At 68.0% G+C, this 15,764-nt stretch carries 17 protein-coding genes; 11 read left to right on the forward strand and 6 right to left on the reverse strand.

Annotated features, from left to right (window positions below; all coding sequences use genetic code 11):
• Positions 1–37: 37 nt before the first annotated feature.
• From AC5Y30_RS02380 to AC5Y30_RS02400, 5 genes are all read left to right on the forward strand, one after another.
• Complete coding sequence (locus AC5Y30_RS02380; RefSeq protein ID WP_499915969.1) at positions 38–427, forward strand: polyketide cyclase / dehydrase and lipid transport; 390 nt, start codon at positions 38–40, stop codon at positions 425–427.
• 103 nt (positions 428–530) lie between these two features.
• Positions 531–968, forward strand: a complete 438-nt coding sequence (locus AC5Y30_RS02385; RefSeq protein WP_499915971.1) for an SRPBCC family protein — start codon at positions 531–533, stop codon at positions 966–968.
• Complete coding sequence (locus AC5Y30_RS02390; RefSeq protein WP_499916737.1) at positions 961–2,229, forward strand: ArsA family ATPase; 1,269 nt, start codon at positions 961–963, stop codon at positions 2,227–2,229. The genes AC5Y30_RS02385 and AC5Y30_RS02390 overlap by 8 nt, the downstream gene beginning before the upstream one ends.
• Positions 2,226–2,618, forward strand: coding sequence for a hypothetical protein (locus AC5Y30_RS02395; protein WP_499915973.1), 393 nt, complete (start codon positions 2,226–2,228; stop codon positions 2,616–2,618). Before AC5Y30_RS02390 ends, AC5Y30_RS02395 begins: the two co-directional genes overlap by 4 nt.
• 85 nt (positions 2,619–2,703) lie before the next feature.
• A complete protein-coding gene (locus AC5Y30_RS02400; RefSeq protein ID WP_499915975.1) occupies positions 2,704–3,432 on the forward strand; it encodes a lysophospholipid acyltransferase family protein in 729 nt (242 codons plus the stop codon).
• On the opposite strand, the gene AC5Y30_RS02405 is transcribed toward AC5Y30_RS02400, so the two are convergent.
• A complete protein-coding gene (locus AC5Y30_RS02405) occupies positions 3,429–4,706 on the reverse strand; it encodes a glycosyltransferase 87 family protein (RefSeq protein ID WP_499915977.1) in 1,278 nt (425 codons plus the stop codon). The genes AC5Y30_RS02400 and AC5Y30_RS02405 overlap by 4 nt on opposite strands.
• 108 nt (positions 4,707–4,814) lie before the next feature.
• Here AC5Y30_RS02405 and AC5Y30_RS02410 point away from each other — a divergent pair, with 108 nt between their 5' ends.
• The 3 genes from AC5Y30_RS02410 to AC5Y30_RS02420 all read left to right on the forward strand — a co-directional run bounded on the left by AC5Y30_RS02410 (position 4,815) and on the right by AC5Y30_RS02420 (position 7,724).
• Positions 4,815–5,684: a hypothetical protein gene (locus tag AC5Y30_RS02410; protein WP_499916739.1), complete on the forward strand. Its 870-nt coding sequence runs from the start codon at positions 4,815–4,817 to the stop codon at positions 5,682–5,684.
• Between the two features lie 83 nt (positions 5,685–5,767).
• Positions 5,768–6,262: a polyadenylate-specific 3'-exoribonuclease AS gene (locus tag AC5Y30_RS02415; RefSeq protein ID WP_499915979.1), complete on the forward strand. Its 495-nt coding sequence runs from the start codon at positions 5,768–5,770 to the stop codon at positions 6,260–6,262.
• Between the two features lie 73 nt (positions 6,263–6,335).
• Positions 6,336–7,724, forward strand: coding sequence for a class II 3-deoxy-7-phosphoheptulonate synthase (locus AC5Y30_RS02420; RefSeq protein ID WP_499915981.1), 1,389 nt, complete (start codon positions 6,336–6,338; stop codon positions 7,722–7,724).
• Between the two features lie 28 nt (positions 7,725–7,752).
• Here the strand turns inward: AC5Y30_RS02420 and AC5Y30_RS02425 are convergent, their stop codons facing one another.
• A complete protein-coding gene (locus tag AC5Y30_RS02425) occupies positions 7,753–8,961 on the reverse strand; it encodes a protein kinase domain-containing protein (RefSeq protein ID WP_499916741.1) in 1,209 nt (402 codons plus the stop codon).
• A 188-nt stretch (positions 8,962–9,149) separates the two neighbouring features.
• Between AC5Y30_RS02425 and AC5Y30_RS02430 the strand changes: the two genes are divergently transcribed.
• On the forward strand, positions 9,150–9,554 hold the full coding sequence (locus AC5Y30_RS02430) for an Rv2175c family DNA-binding protein (protein ID WP_499915983.1): 405 nt from the start codon (positions 9,150–9,152) through the stop codon (positions 9,552–9,554).
• 10 nt (positions 9,555–9,564) lie between these two features.
• Here AC5Y30_RS02430 and AC5Y30_RS02435 read toward each other — a convergent pair whose 3' ends face one another.
• Both AC5Y30_RS02435 and idsA2 read right to left on the reverse strand, forming a co-directional pair.
• Positions 9,565–11,106: an alpha-(1->6)-mannopyranosyltransferase A gene (locus AC5Y30_RS02435; RefSeq protein ID WP_499915985.1), complete on the reverse strand. Its 1,542-nt coding sequence runs from the start codon at positions 11,104–11,106 to the stop codon at positions 9,565–9,567.
• 4 nt (positions 11,107–11,110) lie between these two features.
• A complete protein-coding gene (gene idsA2, locus AC5Y30_RS02440; RefSeq protein WP_499915987.1) occupies positions 11,111–12,160 on the reverse strand; it encodes a bifunctional (2E,6E)-farnesyl/geranyl diphosphate synthase in 1,050 nt (349 codons plus the stop codon).
• Positions 12,161–12,419: 259 nt separating this feature from the next.
• Here idsA2 and AC5Y30_RS02445 point away from each other — a divergent pair, with 259 nt between their 5' ends.
• Positions 12,420–13,319, forward strand: a complete 900-nt coding sequence (locus tag AC5Y30_RS02445; RefSeq protein ID WP_499916743.1) for a mycobacterial-type methylenetetrahydrofolate reductase — start codon at positions 12,420–12,422, stop codon at positions 13,317–13,319.
• Here AC5Y30_RS02445 and lppM read toward each other — a convergent pair.
• Positions 13,316–13,966, reverse strand: coding sequence for a lipoprotein LppM (lppM, locus tag AC5Y30_RS02450; RefSeq protein ID WP_499915989.1), 651 nt, complete (start codon positions 13,964–13,966; stop codon positions 13,316–13,318). The two genes, AC5Y30_RS02445 and lppM, sit on opposite strands and share 4 nt — an antisense overlap.
• A gap of 147 nt (positions 13,967–14,113) precedes the next feature.
• On the reverse strand, positions 14,114–14,722 hold the full coding sequence (locus AC5Y30_RS02455) for a GNAT family N-acetyltransferase (RefSeq protein WP_499915991.1): 609 nt from the start codon (positions 14,720–14,722) through the stop codon (positions 14,114–14,116).
• A gap of 339 nt (positions 14,723–15,061) precedes the next feature.
• Between AC5Y30_RS02455 and AC5Y30_RS02460 the strand changes: the two genes are divergently transcribed.
• Positions 15,062–15,463 carry an SCO2097 family morphological protein gene (locus AC5Y30_RS02460; protein ID WP_499915993.1) on the forward strand — a complete coding sequence of 134 codons (402 nt, stop codon included), beginning with the start codon at positions 15,062–15,064 and terminating at the stop codon, positions 15,461–15,463.
• The last annotated feature ends 301 nt before the right edge of the window (positions 15,464–15,764 follow it).

The raw sequence follows: 15,764 nt of genomic DNA on the forward strand, positions 1-15,764 counted from the left end.
GGCGGGGCGCCGCGGGCCGGTGTGTGAAGCTGTCGTCATGAACAGCATCCAGATTGCGGATGAGACGTTTGTCGCCGCCGACGGTGCTCGGGTCGGGGCCGCGGTCGCCCATCAGTCGAGCTGGCGCCGCTGGTGGCCGGACCTGCGGCTGCAGGTCGTCGAGGATCGCGGGGAAAAGGGCATCCGGTGGGCGGTCACCGGCGCGCTGACCGGGACCATGGAGATCTGGCTGGAGCCGTCGCTGGACGGCGTCGTGCTGCATTATTTCCTGCACGCCGAACCCACCGGGGTGGCGGCGTGGCAGCTGGCCAAGATGAACTTGGCGAAGATGACGCACCGCCGTCGGGTGGCGGGTAAGAAAATGGCCTTCGAGGTCAAGGCGACACTGGAACGGTCACGTCCGGTCGGAGTTTCTCCGGTAGTTTAGCCGGGTCGGGTCCGCGCAGAGAGTACCGTGTCGGACCGAGACCCGAGGGGTCCCCCACCATCGGAGGGGTCGATCCGTTCGCGGGAGAGAGGGCAGCAACCAGGTGGCGGAGAAGACGACGCAAACCATCTATATCGACGCCGACCCGGGCACCGTCATGCAGGTGATCGCGGATATCGATTCCTATCCGCAGTGGATCTCGGAGTACAAGGAAGCCGAGGTTCAGGAGAAGGACGCCGACGGCTACCCCAAAGTCGCGCGGATCGTCATGGACGCCACGGTGATCAAGGACACGATGGTGATGTCCTACAAGTGGCCCAAAGACCGCCAGTCCGTGAGCTGGACGCTGGTGTCAAGCTCGCTGCTGCGTTCCCTCGAAGGCTCATATCGGTTGGCGGCCAAAGGATCTGGTACCGAAGTCACCTATGAACTGTCCGTTGACCTGGCCATGCCGATGATCGGCCTGCTCAAGCGCAAGGCCGAGCGCCGGTTGACCGACACCGCGCTGAAGGATCTGAAGAAACGAGTCGAGGCTGAGTGAGTCCACTGAATTCGGAGCGCCCGCCCCGGCCCGGATCAGCCTTTTCGTCGGCAAAGGCGGGGTAGGGAAATCCACCCTGGCTTGCGCCACCGCCGTGGGTGCGGCGAGCGCCGGGCAGCGAGTGCTTGTGGTCTCCACCGACCAGGCGCACTCGCTGGGTGACGTCCTGGGCATCGCCGTCCCGCCGAGCCAGGGCGAAGCGGTTCGGGTGCTCGCCGATGACGCGGAGGCCGGCGGCGGGTTCCTCGACGCACTGGCGTTGGACACGCTGGCGCTGCTCGAGGCCCGGTGGCACGAGGTGGTCGCCGCGCTGGACCGGCGCTTTCCCGATTCGGAGCTGGATACCATTGCGCCCGAGGAGCTTTCGGCGTTACCGGGTGTTCAGGAAGTGCTCGGTCTGCATGCCGTCGGCGAGCTGGCCCGCTCGGGAGAATGGGACCGCGTGGTGGTCGACTGCGCGTCGACCGCCGATGCCCTGCGGATGTTGACCCTGCCCGCCACCTTCGGGCTGTATGTCGAGCGGGCGTGGCCGCGACATCGCCGGCTGTCCGTCGGCGCCGACGACACCCGGTCGGCTGCGGTGGTCGAACTGCTGGAGCGGATCAGCTCTCATGTGGAATCGCTCAGCACGTTGCTCACCGATGGCGATCTGGTCAGCGCGCACCTGGTGCTGACCCCCGAGCGGGTGGTCGCGGCCGAGGCGGCCCGAACCCTGGGCTCACTGGCCCTGATGGGGGTGCGCGTCGAAGAGCTGATCGTCAACCAGGTTCTGTTGCAAGACGACTCGTACGAGTACCGCAACCTGCCCGAACACCCGGCCTTCTACTGGTATACCGAGCGCATCGTCGAGCAGCAGGGCGTGCTCGACGAGCTCGACGCCACCATCGGTGAGGTGGCGCTGGTGATGACCCCGCACCTGTCCGGTGAACCGATCGGTGCCAAGGCGCTGAGTGGGCTGCTCGATGCCGCGCGGCGCCGGGGCGGCACGGCGCCGCCGGGTCCGCTGCGGCCCACTGTCGACCTCGAGTCCGGCACGGGGCTAGGGTCCGTCTACCGAATGCGGCTGGCGTTGCCGCAACTCGATCCGTCAGCCCTGACGTTGGGCCGCGTCGACGATGATCTGATCATCAGCGCCGGGGGATTGCGGCGCAGGGTTAAGTTGGCATCAGTACTTCGGCGATGCACCGTCTTGGACGCACATCTGCGGGGTAGCGAGTTGACGGTGCGTTTTCGACCAGATCCGGAGGTGTGGCCTAAGTGAGTGGGGCTCATTCCGACATCGGTCCGGAACTGCGCAGGCTCGCCCAGACAATCCTGGACGGCATCGACCCCGCGGTGCGCGCGGCGGCGGCGCTGACGGCCGGCGCGGGCGTCGGCACCGGCAAGTGTCAGCAGATCTGGTGCCCGGTGTGCGCGCTGGCCGCGTTGGCGACCGGCGACCAGCACCCGCTGCTCACCGCGATCGCCGACCACAGCGTCGCCCTGCTCGAGGTGGTCCGCGACATCGTCAACGACATCGACCGGTCCGCCAAACCGACGCCGCAGCCGCCGAACGGTCCGCCCGGCGGCGGCCCCGCCCCGCCGGGGGACGCCAACGATGCCATGCCGAGAACCCGTTATCAGCCCATCCCGGTCACGCTCGAGGAGTGAGCGGGCTGCGTCGCAGGTGGTCCCTGCCGATGGGGATGGGTACAGTTGGCGCAGAACATCAGCGGTACAGCCGAGAGGGAGCGCCATGTGGTACTGGCTATTCAAGTACGTGCTCCTCGGCCCGCTGCTGTCACTCTTGGGGCGGCCGAAAGTTGAAGGGTTAGAACACGTTCCGAGTTCGGGGCCGGTGATACTGGCCAGCAACCACTTGGCGGTGATGGACAGCTTCTACCTTCCGCTGGTGGTGCGACGCCGAATCACCTTCCTGGCCAAGTCGGAGTACTTCACCGGCACCGGCCTGAAGGGCTGGTTCCAGCGTTGGTTCTTCACCGCCGTCGGTCAGGTGCCGATCGATCGCACCGATGCCGACAGCGCCCAGGCCGCGCTGAACACCGCCAAGCAGGTGCTGAGCCAGGGCAAGTTGCTGGGCATGTATCCCGAGGGCACGCGCTCGCCGGACGGGCGGCTGTACAAGGGCAAGACGGGGCTGGCGCGGCTGGCCCTGGAGACCGGCGTTCCGGTGATCCCGGTCGCGATGATCGGCACCAACGTCGTCAACCCGCCGGGGACGAACATGCTGCGGTTCGGCCGGGTCACCGTCCGCTTCGGCAAGCCGATGGACTTCTCCCGGTTCGACGGGCTGGCCGGCAACCGCTTTATCGAGCGGGCCGTGACCGACGAGGTGATCTACGAGCTGATGGGCTTGTCCGGCCAGGAATACGTCGACATCTACGCGGCGAGCCTGAAAAAGGGCGGCAGCGGCGACGCGGCCGACGGGGAGGCCGTGCGGATTCCCGAGACCGCCGCCGGTTAGCCGGCCGCGGTAACCGGCGTCAACTCCTGCGGGGCCGCATCCCGCGCGCCCCCGCGGGCGGCGACGGTGACTCCGACCGTGACGATGACGGCCAGCGCCCACCACACGTACGACATTCCGGCCAGCTGACGCCACCACGCCGCGCTGGCCTCGTGATGCTTGGGCATCAGGTCGATCGGCGACCAGCGCATCAGCGCCACTCCGACAGCGCTGACCACCACCAGCGCCGCGTTGCGGCGCCGCCAGCCCACGACGCCGGTCACCAGCACCGCCGGCAGCACCCAGACCCAGTGGTGCGACCAGGACACCGGCGACACCACCAACCCGAACAGCGCGACGCATACCACCGCAAGCGTGGGCTCATCGGCGCGCAGCGCCCGCCGCAGCGCCCAGACCGTTATCGCGAGCACCAGCAGCGACGCGGCCATCCAGAGCAGGGACCGTTCCTGGTCTCCCAGCCCCAGCCGGGCCAGGGCACCGGCGATGTTCTGGTCGGTGTTCAGCGACGCGGAACCGATCCGGTCGGTGTGATGCACGGTATGCGTCCAGTACTCCCAGGAGTCGTTCCAGGCCAGGACGAAGCCGAGCAGCGTCGCCCCCACAAACGACGCCAGCGCGGTCAGCGCCGCGCGGTTGTCCCGCCGCAGCAGGAAATACAGCAGGAACACGGCCGGGGTCAGCTTCAACGCCATGCCCAGGCCCAGCAGCAGACCGCGCGGCCACGGCGTGCGCCGCGGGAAACAATCGGCGATCACCAGCGTCATCAACACGACGTTGATCTGGCCATAGGCGAAGTTCGAGCTGATCGGTTCCAGCCAGATAGACGCCGCCGCCGCGGCAACGATGCCCAGCCACAACCTGCGCAGCCAGGCCGGGCCGGGCAGCGCCGTCGACGCGCTCCACACGCCCAGGCGGGCCAGCACCAGCACGGTCGACACGATGAGCAGCACCAGCGTCAAAGCGGTGATCGCGACGCTGGCGGTGGGCATGTGCATCCAGGCGAACGGGCAGAACGCGATGGCCGCCAGCGGCGGATAGGTGAACGGCAGATCCACGATCGGCGTGTGGAACAGCACCTCGCCGCGGTACAACGGGTGGCCGTCCATCCAGGCCCGGGCGCCCATCTGATAGACGTCGATGTCGATGCGATAGGGCGTGTGCCCGAACAGCTGCCACGCGGCGTAACCCAGCCCCGCGGCGGCCGCCAGCCACGCCAGCGGCCACAGCACCCACCCGGGTCGATTGCCCACGCCGGGCGCCTGCCGTGTACTCATGTCGCACAACAGCGTAATGGGTGCGGGGGGCCCGACCCGCCTGGTGCAGGGCGGGTCCCACGACTCGGACGCAGACAGGCGTAGGTTTCAATAGTGCTCCATTCGTTCGTGACCGAGGTGACCCGATGGTTCGCCCATGATGTTCACGACAGTGGCCACCTGCCCCTGCTGTGCTGCCTGGTCGCCTTCATCCTGACCTTTTTCGTCACGCGCACCTTCGTGCGTTTCATCCGCCACCGCGCCGCCACCGGACGCCCCACCCGGTGGTGGCACCCGCGCAACGTCCACGTCGGGGGAGTGCACATCCACCACGTGACCTTCGGGGTCGTGCTGACCCTGCTCTCCGGCTTGATGCTGGTCACCTTGTCCATCGATGGGCATGAGCCCGAGTTCATCCTTGCCGCAACGCTTTTCGGGATCGGGGCCGCTCTGGTCCTGGACGAGTACGCGCTGATCCTGCATCTGTCCGACGTCTACTGGTCCGAGGACGGCCGGACCTCGGTGGACGCGGTGTTCGCCGCGGTGGCGGTCGCCGGGCTGTTGATCATGGGACTGCACCCGCTGATGTTCTTCCTGCCGATCTGGCACGGCGCCGACTCGACCGTGCTGCGGGCCGTGGTGGGCAGCGCGATGGCGTTGACGCTGCCGATGGCGGTCGTGGTGGTGCTCAAGGGCAAGGTGTGGACCGGTCTGCTGGGCATGTTCCTGGTCGTCCTGCTGGTCATCGGCGCCATCCGGCTGTCGCGCCCGCACGCCCCGTGGGCTCGCTGGCGGTACTCCACGCGGCCGGACAAGATGCGCCGCGCGCTGCAACGCGAGCGGACGCTGCGCCGCCCCGTAGTGCGGGCCAAGCTGTACTTGCAGTGCGCGATCGCCGGCACACCGCGGTTGCCCGACGAACGCACCGTCGACGCGAGGCTCGACCACGAGGTCCACCCCGCGCCGGCGCCCACCGGGCCCATCCTGATCAGTCGGTAGCTCGCGGCCTGAGCCGACGGACCGGCTCTTGCACGCGCCGTTGCGGCGCTCGCCGTCGGCAACGTCCAGCTAGGCTTCCCCGGGTGCGGTATTTCTACGACACCGAGTTCATCGAGGACGGCCGCACCATCGAGCTGATCTCGATCGGCGTGGCCGCCGAAGACGGCCGGGAGTACTACGCGGTGTCCACGGAATTCGACCCCGAGCGCGCCGGGCCGTGGGTGCGTGCCAACGTGCTGCCCAAGTTGCCGCCGCCGGCCTCGCAGCAGTGGCGCTCTCGCCGGCAGATCCGGGAAGACCTGGAGGCCTTCTTCGGCGTGGATTCTGAGGGGACCGCCCCCGAGCCGATCGAGCTGTGGGCGTGGGTGGCGGCCTACGACCATGTGGCCCTGTGCCAGTTGTGGGGGACCATGCCGGAGTTGCCGCGGTCCATCCCCCGCTTCACCCGCGAACTGCGGCAGCTATGGGAAGACCGGGGCAGCCCGCGGATGCCGCCACGGTCATCCGATGCGCACGACGCGCTGGTCGACGCGCGGGATCAGCTGCGCAGGTACCGGCTCATCACAGCCGGCGACTAAGACCGCGGGCCGAGTCGCGTTCGCGCAGATCAGCCCCGACCGGGGGCGCCCGCACCCCCGCTAAGATGGACCGATGAACTGGACCGTCGACATACCGATCGATCAGCTGCCGCCCTTGCCGCCGCTGCCGACCGATCTGCGGGCCCGGTTGGACGCCGCGCTGGCCAAACCGGCCGCCCAGCAGCCCAGCTGGCCTGCCGAGCAGGCGACGGCGATGCGCACTGTCCTGGAAAGCGTGCCGCCGGTGACGGTGCCGTCGGAGATCGTCCGGTTGCAGGAGCAGCTCGCCCAGGTTGCGCGGGGCGAGGCGTTCCTGCTGCAGGGCGGCGACTGCGCGGAGACGTTCACCGAGAACACCGAACCCCACATTCGCGCCAACGTGCGCACCCTGCTGCAGATGGCGGTGGTCCTGACCTACGGCTCGAGCATGCCGGTGGTCAAGGTGGCCCGCATCGCGGGGCAGTACGCCAAGCCGCGATCGGCCGACATCGACGCGCTGGGTCTGAAGTCTTACCGGGGCGACATGATCAACGGCTTCGCCCCGGACGCCGCCGTGCGCGAGCACGACCCGTCGCGACTCGTGCGCGCCTACGCCAACGCCAGTGCGGCGATGAACCTGGTTCGGGCGCTGACGTCCTCGGGATTGGCCTCGCTGCATTCGGTGCACGACTGGAACCGGGAATTCGTGCGGACGTCGCCGGCCGGCGCCCGGTACGAGGCGCTGGCCACCGAGATCGACCGCGGCCTGCGCTTCATGAGCGCCTGCGGGGTGGCCGACCGCAACCTGCAGACTGCCGAGATCTACGCCAGCCACGAGGCTTTGGTGCTCGACTACGAGCGATCCATGCTGCGCCTTTCCGAGAGCGACGGCGGCGAAGCGCAGCTGTACGACCTGTCGGCGCACACCGTGTGGATCGGCGAGCGCACCCGCCAGCTCGACGGAGCCCACGTCGCCTTCGCCGAGGTGATCGCCAACCCGATCGGCGTCAAGATCGGCCCGACGATCACCCCGGAACTGGCCGTCGAATACGTCGAGCGGCTCGACCCGCACAACAAGCCCGGCCGGCTGACCTTGGTGAGCCGGATGGGCAACAACAAGGTTCGCGACCTGCTGCCCCCGATCGTGGAGAAGGTCCAGGCCACCGGTCACCAGGTGATCTGGCAGTGCGACCCGATGCACGGCAACACCCACGAGTCGTCCAACGGCTACAAAACCCGCCACTTCGACCGCATCGTCGACGAGGTGCAGGGCTTCTTCGAGGTGCACCGCGCGCTGGGCACCCACCCGGGCGGTATCCACGTCGAGATCACCGGCGAGAACGTCACCGAGTGTCTTGGTGGGGCGCAAGACATTTCGGACAACGACTTGGTCGGACGTTACGAAACCGCTTGCGACCCAAGGCTGAACACCCAGCAATCGCTGGAGTTGGCCTTCCTCGTCGCCGAGATGCTGCGCGACTGACTTCCTGCAGAGGTGTTGGCCGGGCCCCCTACCCGGCCACCAGTCCGTTGAGGTTGCTCCCGATGGTCCACGCCGCAGCGGCGGCCAACCCGGTGATCGCCAGCACCAGCGCCACCCAGACCAGCACCATGCGCCGGCCGTGCTGGCGCGCCCACACGAATTCGCTGATCGGGATTCCCGCGAATTCGCCTGTGACAGGCTCGTATTCGTAGTCTTCGTCGGGCTCATCGCCGGTCTGCAGTTCCGGCTCCGACCAATCCTCGGGACCCCGCGTCATCTGGCGAGTGGGTTGACGCACCGGCTGCGGCCCGGGCTGCGGCGCAGTGGCCGGGCGCTGGGTGGCCCGGCTGCGCTGCAGCGCCGCCGACCGGTGTTGTGCGGAGTTTTGAGGCGCCGGCACGGAGAAGTCGGGCAGCGCAAGCTCTTCGGCGATCGCCTCGAGGTCGGCCCGCATCTCGACCGCGTCGGCATAGCGCTCGGCCGGGTCGCGGGCCGTCGCACGCCCCACGAACTCGTCGAACTGCGCGGGCACACCGTCGATGGCCGCGCTGGGCGCCGGCACGTCGCTGTCCAGCCGCTGGTAGGCAAGCGACAAGGCCGAATCGCCGGTGAACGGCGTGCGTCCGGTCAGCAGCTCATAGGTCATGATCCCCGCGGAGTAGACGTCGCTGCGCGGACTGGCGTCGCCGTCGCGCACCTGCTCGGGCGACAGGTAGGCCGCGGTGCCCAAAATCACGCTGCTAGAGGTGATTCCGGCCGCCGCGACGGCCCGGACCAACCCGAAGTCGGCGATCTTGACCTCGCCGTCGTCGGAGATCAGCACGTTCTCGGGCTTGACGTCGCGATGCACCAGGCCGGCCCGGTGCGCGGCGGCCAGCCCGCCGAGCACCGGACGAAGCACCGCCGCCACGGCGTACGGCGGCATGGGCCCGCGTTCGCCCAGCAACTCCCGCAGCGTGCCACCCTCGATGAGCTCCATCACCAGAAACGGGTGTCGGCCGTCCAGGCCCTGGTCGTAGACCGCCACCAGCCCGGGATCCTTGAGCCTGGCCACGGTTTGGGCCTCGCGCTGAAACCGGGTCAGGAATTGCGCGTCGCCGGCGTAGCGGGAATCCATCACCTTCACCGCGACGGGCCGGTCGAGCCGGGTGTCCAGGCCGCGATACACCGTGGACGTGCCGCCGCTGGCGATCCGGGACTGAACCCGGTAGCGGCCGTCCAGCAAAGCGCTGTCCAACGGGTCGGCCGGCCCGCCTTCGCGCGGGTGACGGTGCGGGCCCGCCCGGCCGGAGGCGGGGGTCTGACCCGCTCGCGGGGACGGGCCGGGCGGTTCAGCTTTGGCCACGGGGCCATCGTATGTGCGCCCCCGGGATTGCCCGGCAGAACACGGGCTCAAGGCCGGCATCTAGGCATACACTTGCCCGGATGAGCAGTATTCCTGCCGGCGACGATGTGCTGGAGCCCGACGAGCCGATTTACGATTTGAAGCGGGTCGCCGAATTGATGGGGGTGCCGGTCACCAAGGTGCATCAGCAACTTCGGGATGGGCACCTGGTTGCGGTCCGGCGCGACGAGGGCCTCGTGGTCCCGCAGCTGTTCTTCACCAAATCCGGTGAGGTGGTCAAGAGCCTGCCGGGTTTGTTGACGATCCTGCACGACGGCGGCTATCACGACACGGAGATCGTGCGCTGGTTGTTCACCAGGGACCCCTCGCTGACGGTCACCCGCGACGGCAGCCGGGATGCCCTCAACAACGCCCGTCCCGTCGACGCCCTGCACGCCCACCAGGCGCGAGAGGTCGTGCGCCGGGCGCAGGCGATGGCCTACTGAGCCCGATCGCTCATCCGACCGTGACGTCGGCTCCTTCGTCCTGTTGTGCGCGAGCCCGGTACAGGCTGTACCACGCGATCAGCGCGCAGGCGGTGGCCAGCGAGAAGTGCAGCCACGAGTACATGCCGTGCGAGCCATCGGGTTTGAAGATCACCATCACCCAGGTCGACAAGCCGCCGATGATCGCGACCGCCCGTCGCGACTGCGCGAGCGGGGCCACGATCGCCAGCGGCCACGAGTAGTACCAGGGCAGGGCGGCCGGCACGAACAGCACCACGATCAGCATCGACCACGCGATGCCGGTCAGCGCGGCCCGGTCGTCGCGGCGGAAGCGCCACCACAGCAGCGGCAGCGAAATAGCGATGACCGCGATGCCGACCAGCCGGGTGACCCGAAGGATCGGATAGAAGCTCACCGGGAAGAACCCGCTGCCGATCGCGTGGATCAGGTTGGCGGCCGCGGTCGGCACCGTCAGCCAGTTGATGATCTTCACCGATCCGGCCAGCGCGGTCAGCCATCCCAGACCGACGCCGGCGACTGCCGACACGATCGCGAAGACGACGGCGAAGATCAACAGCGATAACGCCGTCGCGGCGAAAAACGCTGGCATTGGCCGATATCCCCGCCGATCGCGCAGATGCCGCATCCACACCCACACCAAAAACGGCAGCGCAATGCCCGCGGTGGCTTTGACCGCGATGGCGACCGTGATGAGCGTGATGCCGGCAACGTGGCGGCCACCGAACGTCAGCGCGACACCGGCGGCCATCAAGCCCACCATCAACATCTCGTTGTGCACCCCGCCCATCAGATGGATGAGCACCAGCGGGTTGAGCACACAGATCCACAGCGCCGTCGGACCGTCGGCGCCCAGATGGCGCGCCACGCGGGGCGTCGCCCAGACCAGCAACAGCAGCCCGGGCAGCATGCACAGCCGCAGCAACGCGGTGCCCGCCACCACGTTGTTGCCCACGATGATGGTGATGATCTTCGCCACCAGGATGAACACGGGGCCATAGGGCGCGGTCGTGATCGACCAGATGGGACTGACGTTGTCCAGCAAGCTGTTCGGGTTGGCGACGGGACCGACCGCGTACGGATCCAGGCCGTCGCGCAGCAGTGCGCCCTGCGCCAGATACGAGTAGGTGTCCCGGCTGAAGACGGGCACCGACACCAGCAGCGGCGCCAGCCAGAAGCCGGTCGTGGCTTTCATGACGAACTCGCTCGCCTCGCCGCCCAGCACCCGACGGCCCAGGCTCAGCCACGCGATCAGCATCAGGCCGACGCCGGTCCATAACACGATCGACGACAGCACCAGGCCGTGGCCAAAACGCAACCAGGACATGTGCATCGACTCGAGCAGCGGATCGTGCTGCCGGGTGCTGCCGGCGCCCAATCCGCCCAGGGTGATCAGCACCGATCCCAGCAAGCCCAGCTTCGCCGGTCCGGAGTCGGCGGCGGCGACGAATGCCTTCAGCTGTGAAAACCATTCTCCCCGAGCGGGTTTGGCGGCCGGCGAATCCGCTGCAGGGGTGTCCGTGGGCGTCGTCACCGGTTCAGGCCGACCGGTTCGTGGCCAGCTTGGCCAATTCGGACAGCCCCGCTTTGGCCGCGGTGTTGATAGGCGCGGCCGCCAGGGTGGCCAGCGCCCGCTGGGTCAGCGCGGCGATTCGTTGTTCGGCCGCGGCCAGGGCGCCCACCGCCTCGATGACGTCGCGCAGCTGATCCACCTGCGCGTCGGTCAATCGGGCCCCAACCGAGGTCCGTAACAGGTTGGCCGCCAACGGGTCTGACTTCTCCGCCAGCTCCACCGCCTCGGCCAGCAGCACGGTGCGCTTCCCCGATCTCAGATCGTCCCCGGACGGTTTGCCGGTGACCGCCGGGTCGCCGAAAACCCCCAGGACGTCGTCGCGCAGCTGAAACGCCACCCCCAGGTCCGTCCCGAATTGGCTGAAGGCGTCGTGGACGTCGGGCCGGTCGGCCGCGGCGGCCGCCCCGAGCTGAAGCGGCCGAGACACCGTGTAGCAGGCCGTTTTGAAGGTGTCGACGTTCATTGCCGAGGCGATCGAGGCGGCCGCGCTGGCCTCGGCGACGATGTCGAGGTACTGCCCGCCGAGCACCTCGGTGCGGATGTTGGCCCACACCCGCCGCACCCGCTTTTGGGCCTGGGGTGTCAAGTCGACACCGAAGACGATGTCGTCGGCCCACGCCAGCGCGAGATCGCCGAGCAGGATGGCGGCCGATATGCCGAACTGCTCCGGGGAGCCCTGCCAGTGCCGGTCGCGATGGAGCTTCGCGAACTGCACGTGCGTGGTCGGCCGGCCGCGGCGGGTAGAGGAGTCGTCGATCACGTCGTCGTGCACCAGCGCGCAGGCGTGCAGCAGCTCGAGAGCGGAAAACAGCAGCAGCACTTGCTCATCGGGGGCTTCGGTGGTCACGGCGCGCCACCCCCAATAGGCGAACAAGGGCCGTAGCCGCTTGCCCCCATTGAGCACGAAATCTTCCAGCGCGGCAATCAGACCGCTGTAATCCTCACCGATGTACGCGGTCTCGGTGCGCCGGTCATGCATGTACCGCCGCAATTGGTCGGTGATGGCTCCGGTCAACTCGACGGTTGCCGCTGCTTCTGAAGCTCCTAGGCTCAGCGCGGCACCCCTTTCTGCTCGGCTGACTGGGTGTTCCAGGCCCGACCAGTGTATTCGCCGCCCCACCCGTGTCACCCCGCACATGACCCGGGCCACCGGACCCAGTTGCTTCGCCTGCCTCACTAACCCGCCCCTATGCTGGCGGGTGCGCTGGGGCTCGCGCGCAATCCGCGCGTCCCGCAGGGCGCCCCCCGGGAGTCGTCAGATGGAGAGAAGCCGCGTGACCCTCAACACCATTGCGCTCGAGCTGGTGCCGCCGAATGCCGACGAAGGTCGGGAGCGGGCACTCGAAGAGGCGCAGAAAGTGGTGCGGAATTCCGCCGAGTCCGGCCTCGACGGCCGGATCCGGCACGTGATGATTCCGGGGATCATCGCCGAGGACGACGACCGGCCCATTCAGATGAAACCCAAGTTGGACGTGCTCGACTTCTGGTCGGTCGTCAAACCGGAACTGCCCGGCATCAAGGGCCTGTGCACGCAGGTCACCGCCTTCATGGACGAGCCGTCGCTGCGGGCGCGGCTGTCCGAGCTGACGTCTGCCGGCATGGAAGGCGTTGTCTTCGTCGGCGTTCCGCGCACCATGAACGACGGCGAGGGCTCCGGCGTGGCCCCCACGGACGCCCTGTCGATCTACCGCGAGCTGGTGACCAACCGCGGTGTCATCCTGATCCCCACCCGGGACGGCGAACAGGGCAGGTTCAACTTCAAGTGCGACCAGGGCGCCACCTACGGCATGACCCAGCTGTTGTACTCCGACGCGATCGTGGGCTTTTTGACCGAGTTCGCGAAAACGACCGACCACCGGCCGGAGATCCTGCTGTCGTTCGGCTTCGTGCCGAAGATGGAGAGCCGGGTCGGACTGATCAATTGGCTCATTCAGGACCCGGGCAATCCGGCGGTGGCGGCCGAGCAGGAGTTTGTCAAGAAGCTGGCCGCGGGCGAACCCGCGCAGAAGCGCCAGCAGATGGTCGACCTCTATAAACGCGTCATCGACGGGGTCGCCGGGCTCGGCTTCCCGCTGAGCATCCATCTCGAGGCGACCTATGGGAATTCCGGGCCGGCCTTCCAGACGTTCGCTGAGATGCTCGCCTACTGGTCACCGGCCGGGCAGTACAGCTAGCTAGGCGGCGGTTGGTCGCGCGGCGCGGTCAACCGCGGTGAGCGATCCCGGCTGACCCAGGCCAACAGCCCCACCACGCCCGCGGCCGCGAACGACGCGATGCACAGCCACACCACCGCTCCGGTGAAGGACCGGGTGTTGGGGTCGGTGTAGCGGGCCTGGGCGGTCATGGTGCTCACCACGCCCGGTTTGAGCTTCCACGCCACCACGTCGGGTTCGACTCGATCGCCGTTGGTGGAGGTCACCACGCCGGGGAAGGCCACAGTCAGCTCCACGTCGGCCTCGGGGTCGGTCAGCGAGGTCAAGTCCGCCCGGCCCTCCAGGAGCACCAGGTTGCCGTTGCGACGCAGTGTCAGGTTCACCCCGGAGGCGTCGGAGTTCATGTTGGCCAGCTGCGGCAACTCCGCGAACGTCAGATCGGAGAACACCGCCTGCGAGCCGACGTAGCCGTCGCTGTCGTAGTTCGACACCGCCACCTTCTGGCTGAACGGCAGGTTGTTGCTGTCGAGTTGTGGACCGGTGTCCTTGGAGGTCTTGGGCTTGGCGGCGGCGACGATCTCGCCGGACACCAGGTCGTCGGGGGAGATGGTGAGCGAGGCCCTGACCCGCAGGCACCCGGTGGCCAGCGGCACCAGCAGCAGCAACATCGCGAAGGCCGTCAGGCGGCGCCGCCGAGCTCGAAACGCTCGGGATCCTCGGCTGCTGGACGGGGGAGAGCTGGCTCGCACCAGGTCATCGTGCCAGATCCGATGTGCCAGTTAGTGGAGTCGTCCGATGTGTGCCGAGTTGGGGTGTTACAGAGGGAGCTTGCGGCCCAGGATCGCGAACGCCCGCGGGTCGCCGGCGAAGTGGTAGCCGCGGATGACATCGGTGAAGCCCAGGCGCCGGTACAACCGCCAGGCGCGGTTGGGCTCACCATTGGTTTCCGGCGTGGAGAGCAGCACATTCTGTTCGGCGCGACCCGCCAGCAGCCGTCGGGCCAACGCCTCGCCCAGGCCGCGGCCCTGAGCGCGGGGATGGATGTGCAGCTCGGTCAACTCGAAGTAGCTGTCCATCAGCCGGGAGATCTCCTGGGGCGGCGAGCCGCCGCGCTGCATGCCCAGCACGACCTGCTGCTGCCACCATTGCCCGGGCGCACCGGGGTAGCCGTAGGCCACGCCGAGCAGCGGGGCGCTGGCCAAGTCCTCCGCCGAGGGCGGTTGTGCGCCTGCGTCTTCGGCTTCCCGGGTTTCGACGACGCCGGCGCCCTGCCAGCCCCGCCGCCGGATGTGCTCGAGCCACATCGCGGCGCGCTGATTCTCGGTGCCCCGCGGGTAGCGCATCGCGTCGACGTACACCGCCAGGGCATCACCCAGGCGACGCTCCATGTCGTTGGGAAGCAGATCGATGAGGAATATCGCCAACTCGCGGTGTCCTCCTCATCCGTCGTCGGGCCTAGGAAGCGGTGTCGGCATCATGTTGTCGCTGTGGTCGGTGTCTCTTTGCCCATTATCGGACCCAGCTGCGACGGCCGGGCGGGCGGTCGTGGCACCGGACCGGTGCGCCGTCCCGGTTCGGGAAGCCGGTTGTAGCGCACGGCCGTTGCGGTCCGGCCGAGCGCCGGCAGGCGGGCGGGATAGAATCGGCGGCGAACCAGTGGTATGGGGCAGATCGACCTCGTATCATTGAATTAATGCCCTCCCAACGGGCATCCGCGTGTTACACCGATAGCCACGTGCCACACCGTCGGCAAGGAGGGACGAATGCCACTCTCCGATCATGAGCAGCGGATGCTCGATCAGATCGAGAGCGCGCTCTACGCCGAGGACCCCAAATTCGCGTCAAGTGTTCGCGGTGGAGGGTTTCGTGCACCTACCGCCCGTCGGCGGCTGCAGGGCGTGGCACTGTTCGTCATCGGTTTGGCGATGCTGGTCTCCGGGGTGGCGTTCAAGGCAACGATGATCGGAAACTTCCCGATTCTCAGCGTCTTCGGGTTCATCGTCATGTTCGGCGGAGTGATCTTCGCGATCACCGGTCCACGGTTGTCCGGCAGGACCGATCATTCCGGGCCGGCGCCCACCTCACTGCGTCAGCGCCGCAACAAGGGCGGCGGTTCGTTCACCAGCCGCATGGAGGACCGGTTCCGCCGCCGCTTCGACAACTAGGCGCAGCCACGCACTCGGGGTAGCCATCGGCTGCCCCGTTTTGTTCTCCAGTATTCGGTGGCGTCGACCCTTCCCCGCTTGACCATCAATCGTCGATGCCGTTTCGCAGCCCAATCGAGCCCTAACCGAGGCGCGTCGTGGCAGTCGTGCCCCACCGCGCCCCACTAGAGTCCCCCACGACGCCCCACTTGGCGTGTTTTGCCTGGTAAGCGCGCTTCACCCGATGCCCTCGAGCAAGCCCGTGCATGCCCTCGACACACCTCATGCGGCGCATTGACAGCGTCCTGACGTCGAATAACCC

It is taken from the genome of Mycobacterium sp. NGS27 (assembly GCF_059813005.1).

What these genes read in the sequence shown, in the direction of transcription:
- AC5Y30_RS02460 (WP_499915993.1), top strand. Translation starts at nt 15,062, where the DNA reads ATGCCACTCTCCGATCATGAGCAGCGGATGCTCGATCAGATCGAGAGC.
- AC5Y30_RS02430 (WP_499915983.1), top strand. Translation starts at nt 9,150, where the DNA reads ATGAGCAGTATTCCTGCCGGCGACGATGTGCTGGAGCCCGACGAGCCG.
- AC5Y30_RS02380 (WP_499915969.1), top strand. Translation starts at nt 38, where the DNA reads ATGAACAGCATCCAGATTGCGGATGAGACGTTTGTCGCCGCCGACGGT.
- AC5Y30_RS02405 (WP_499915977.1), bottom strand. Translation starts at nt 4,706, where the DNA reads ATGAGTACACGGCAGGCGCCCGGCGTGGGCAATCGACCCGGGTGGGTG.
- AC5Y30_RS02420 (WP_499915981.1), top strand. Translation starts at nt 6,336, where the DNA reads ATGAACTGGACCGTCGACATACCGATCGATCAGCTGCCGCCCTTGCCG.
- AC5Y30_RS02400 (WP_499915975.1), top strand. Translation starts at nt 2,704, where the DNA reads ATGTGGTACTGGCTATTCAAGTACGTGCTCCTCGGCCCGCTGCTGTCA.
- lppM (WP_499915989.1), bottom strand. Translation starts at nt 13,966, where the DNA reads ATGTTGCTGCTGCTGGTGCCGCTGGCCACCGGGTGCCTGCGGGTCAGG.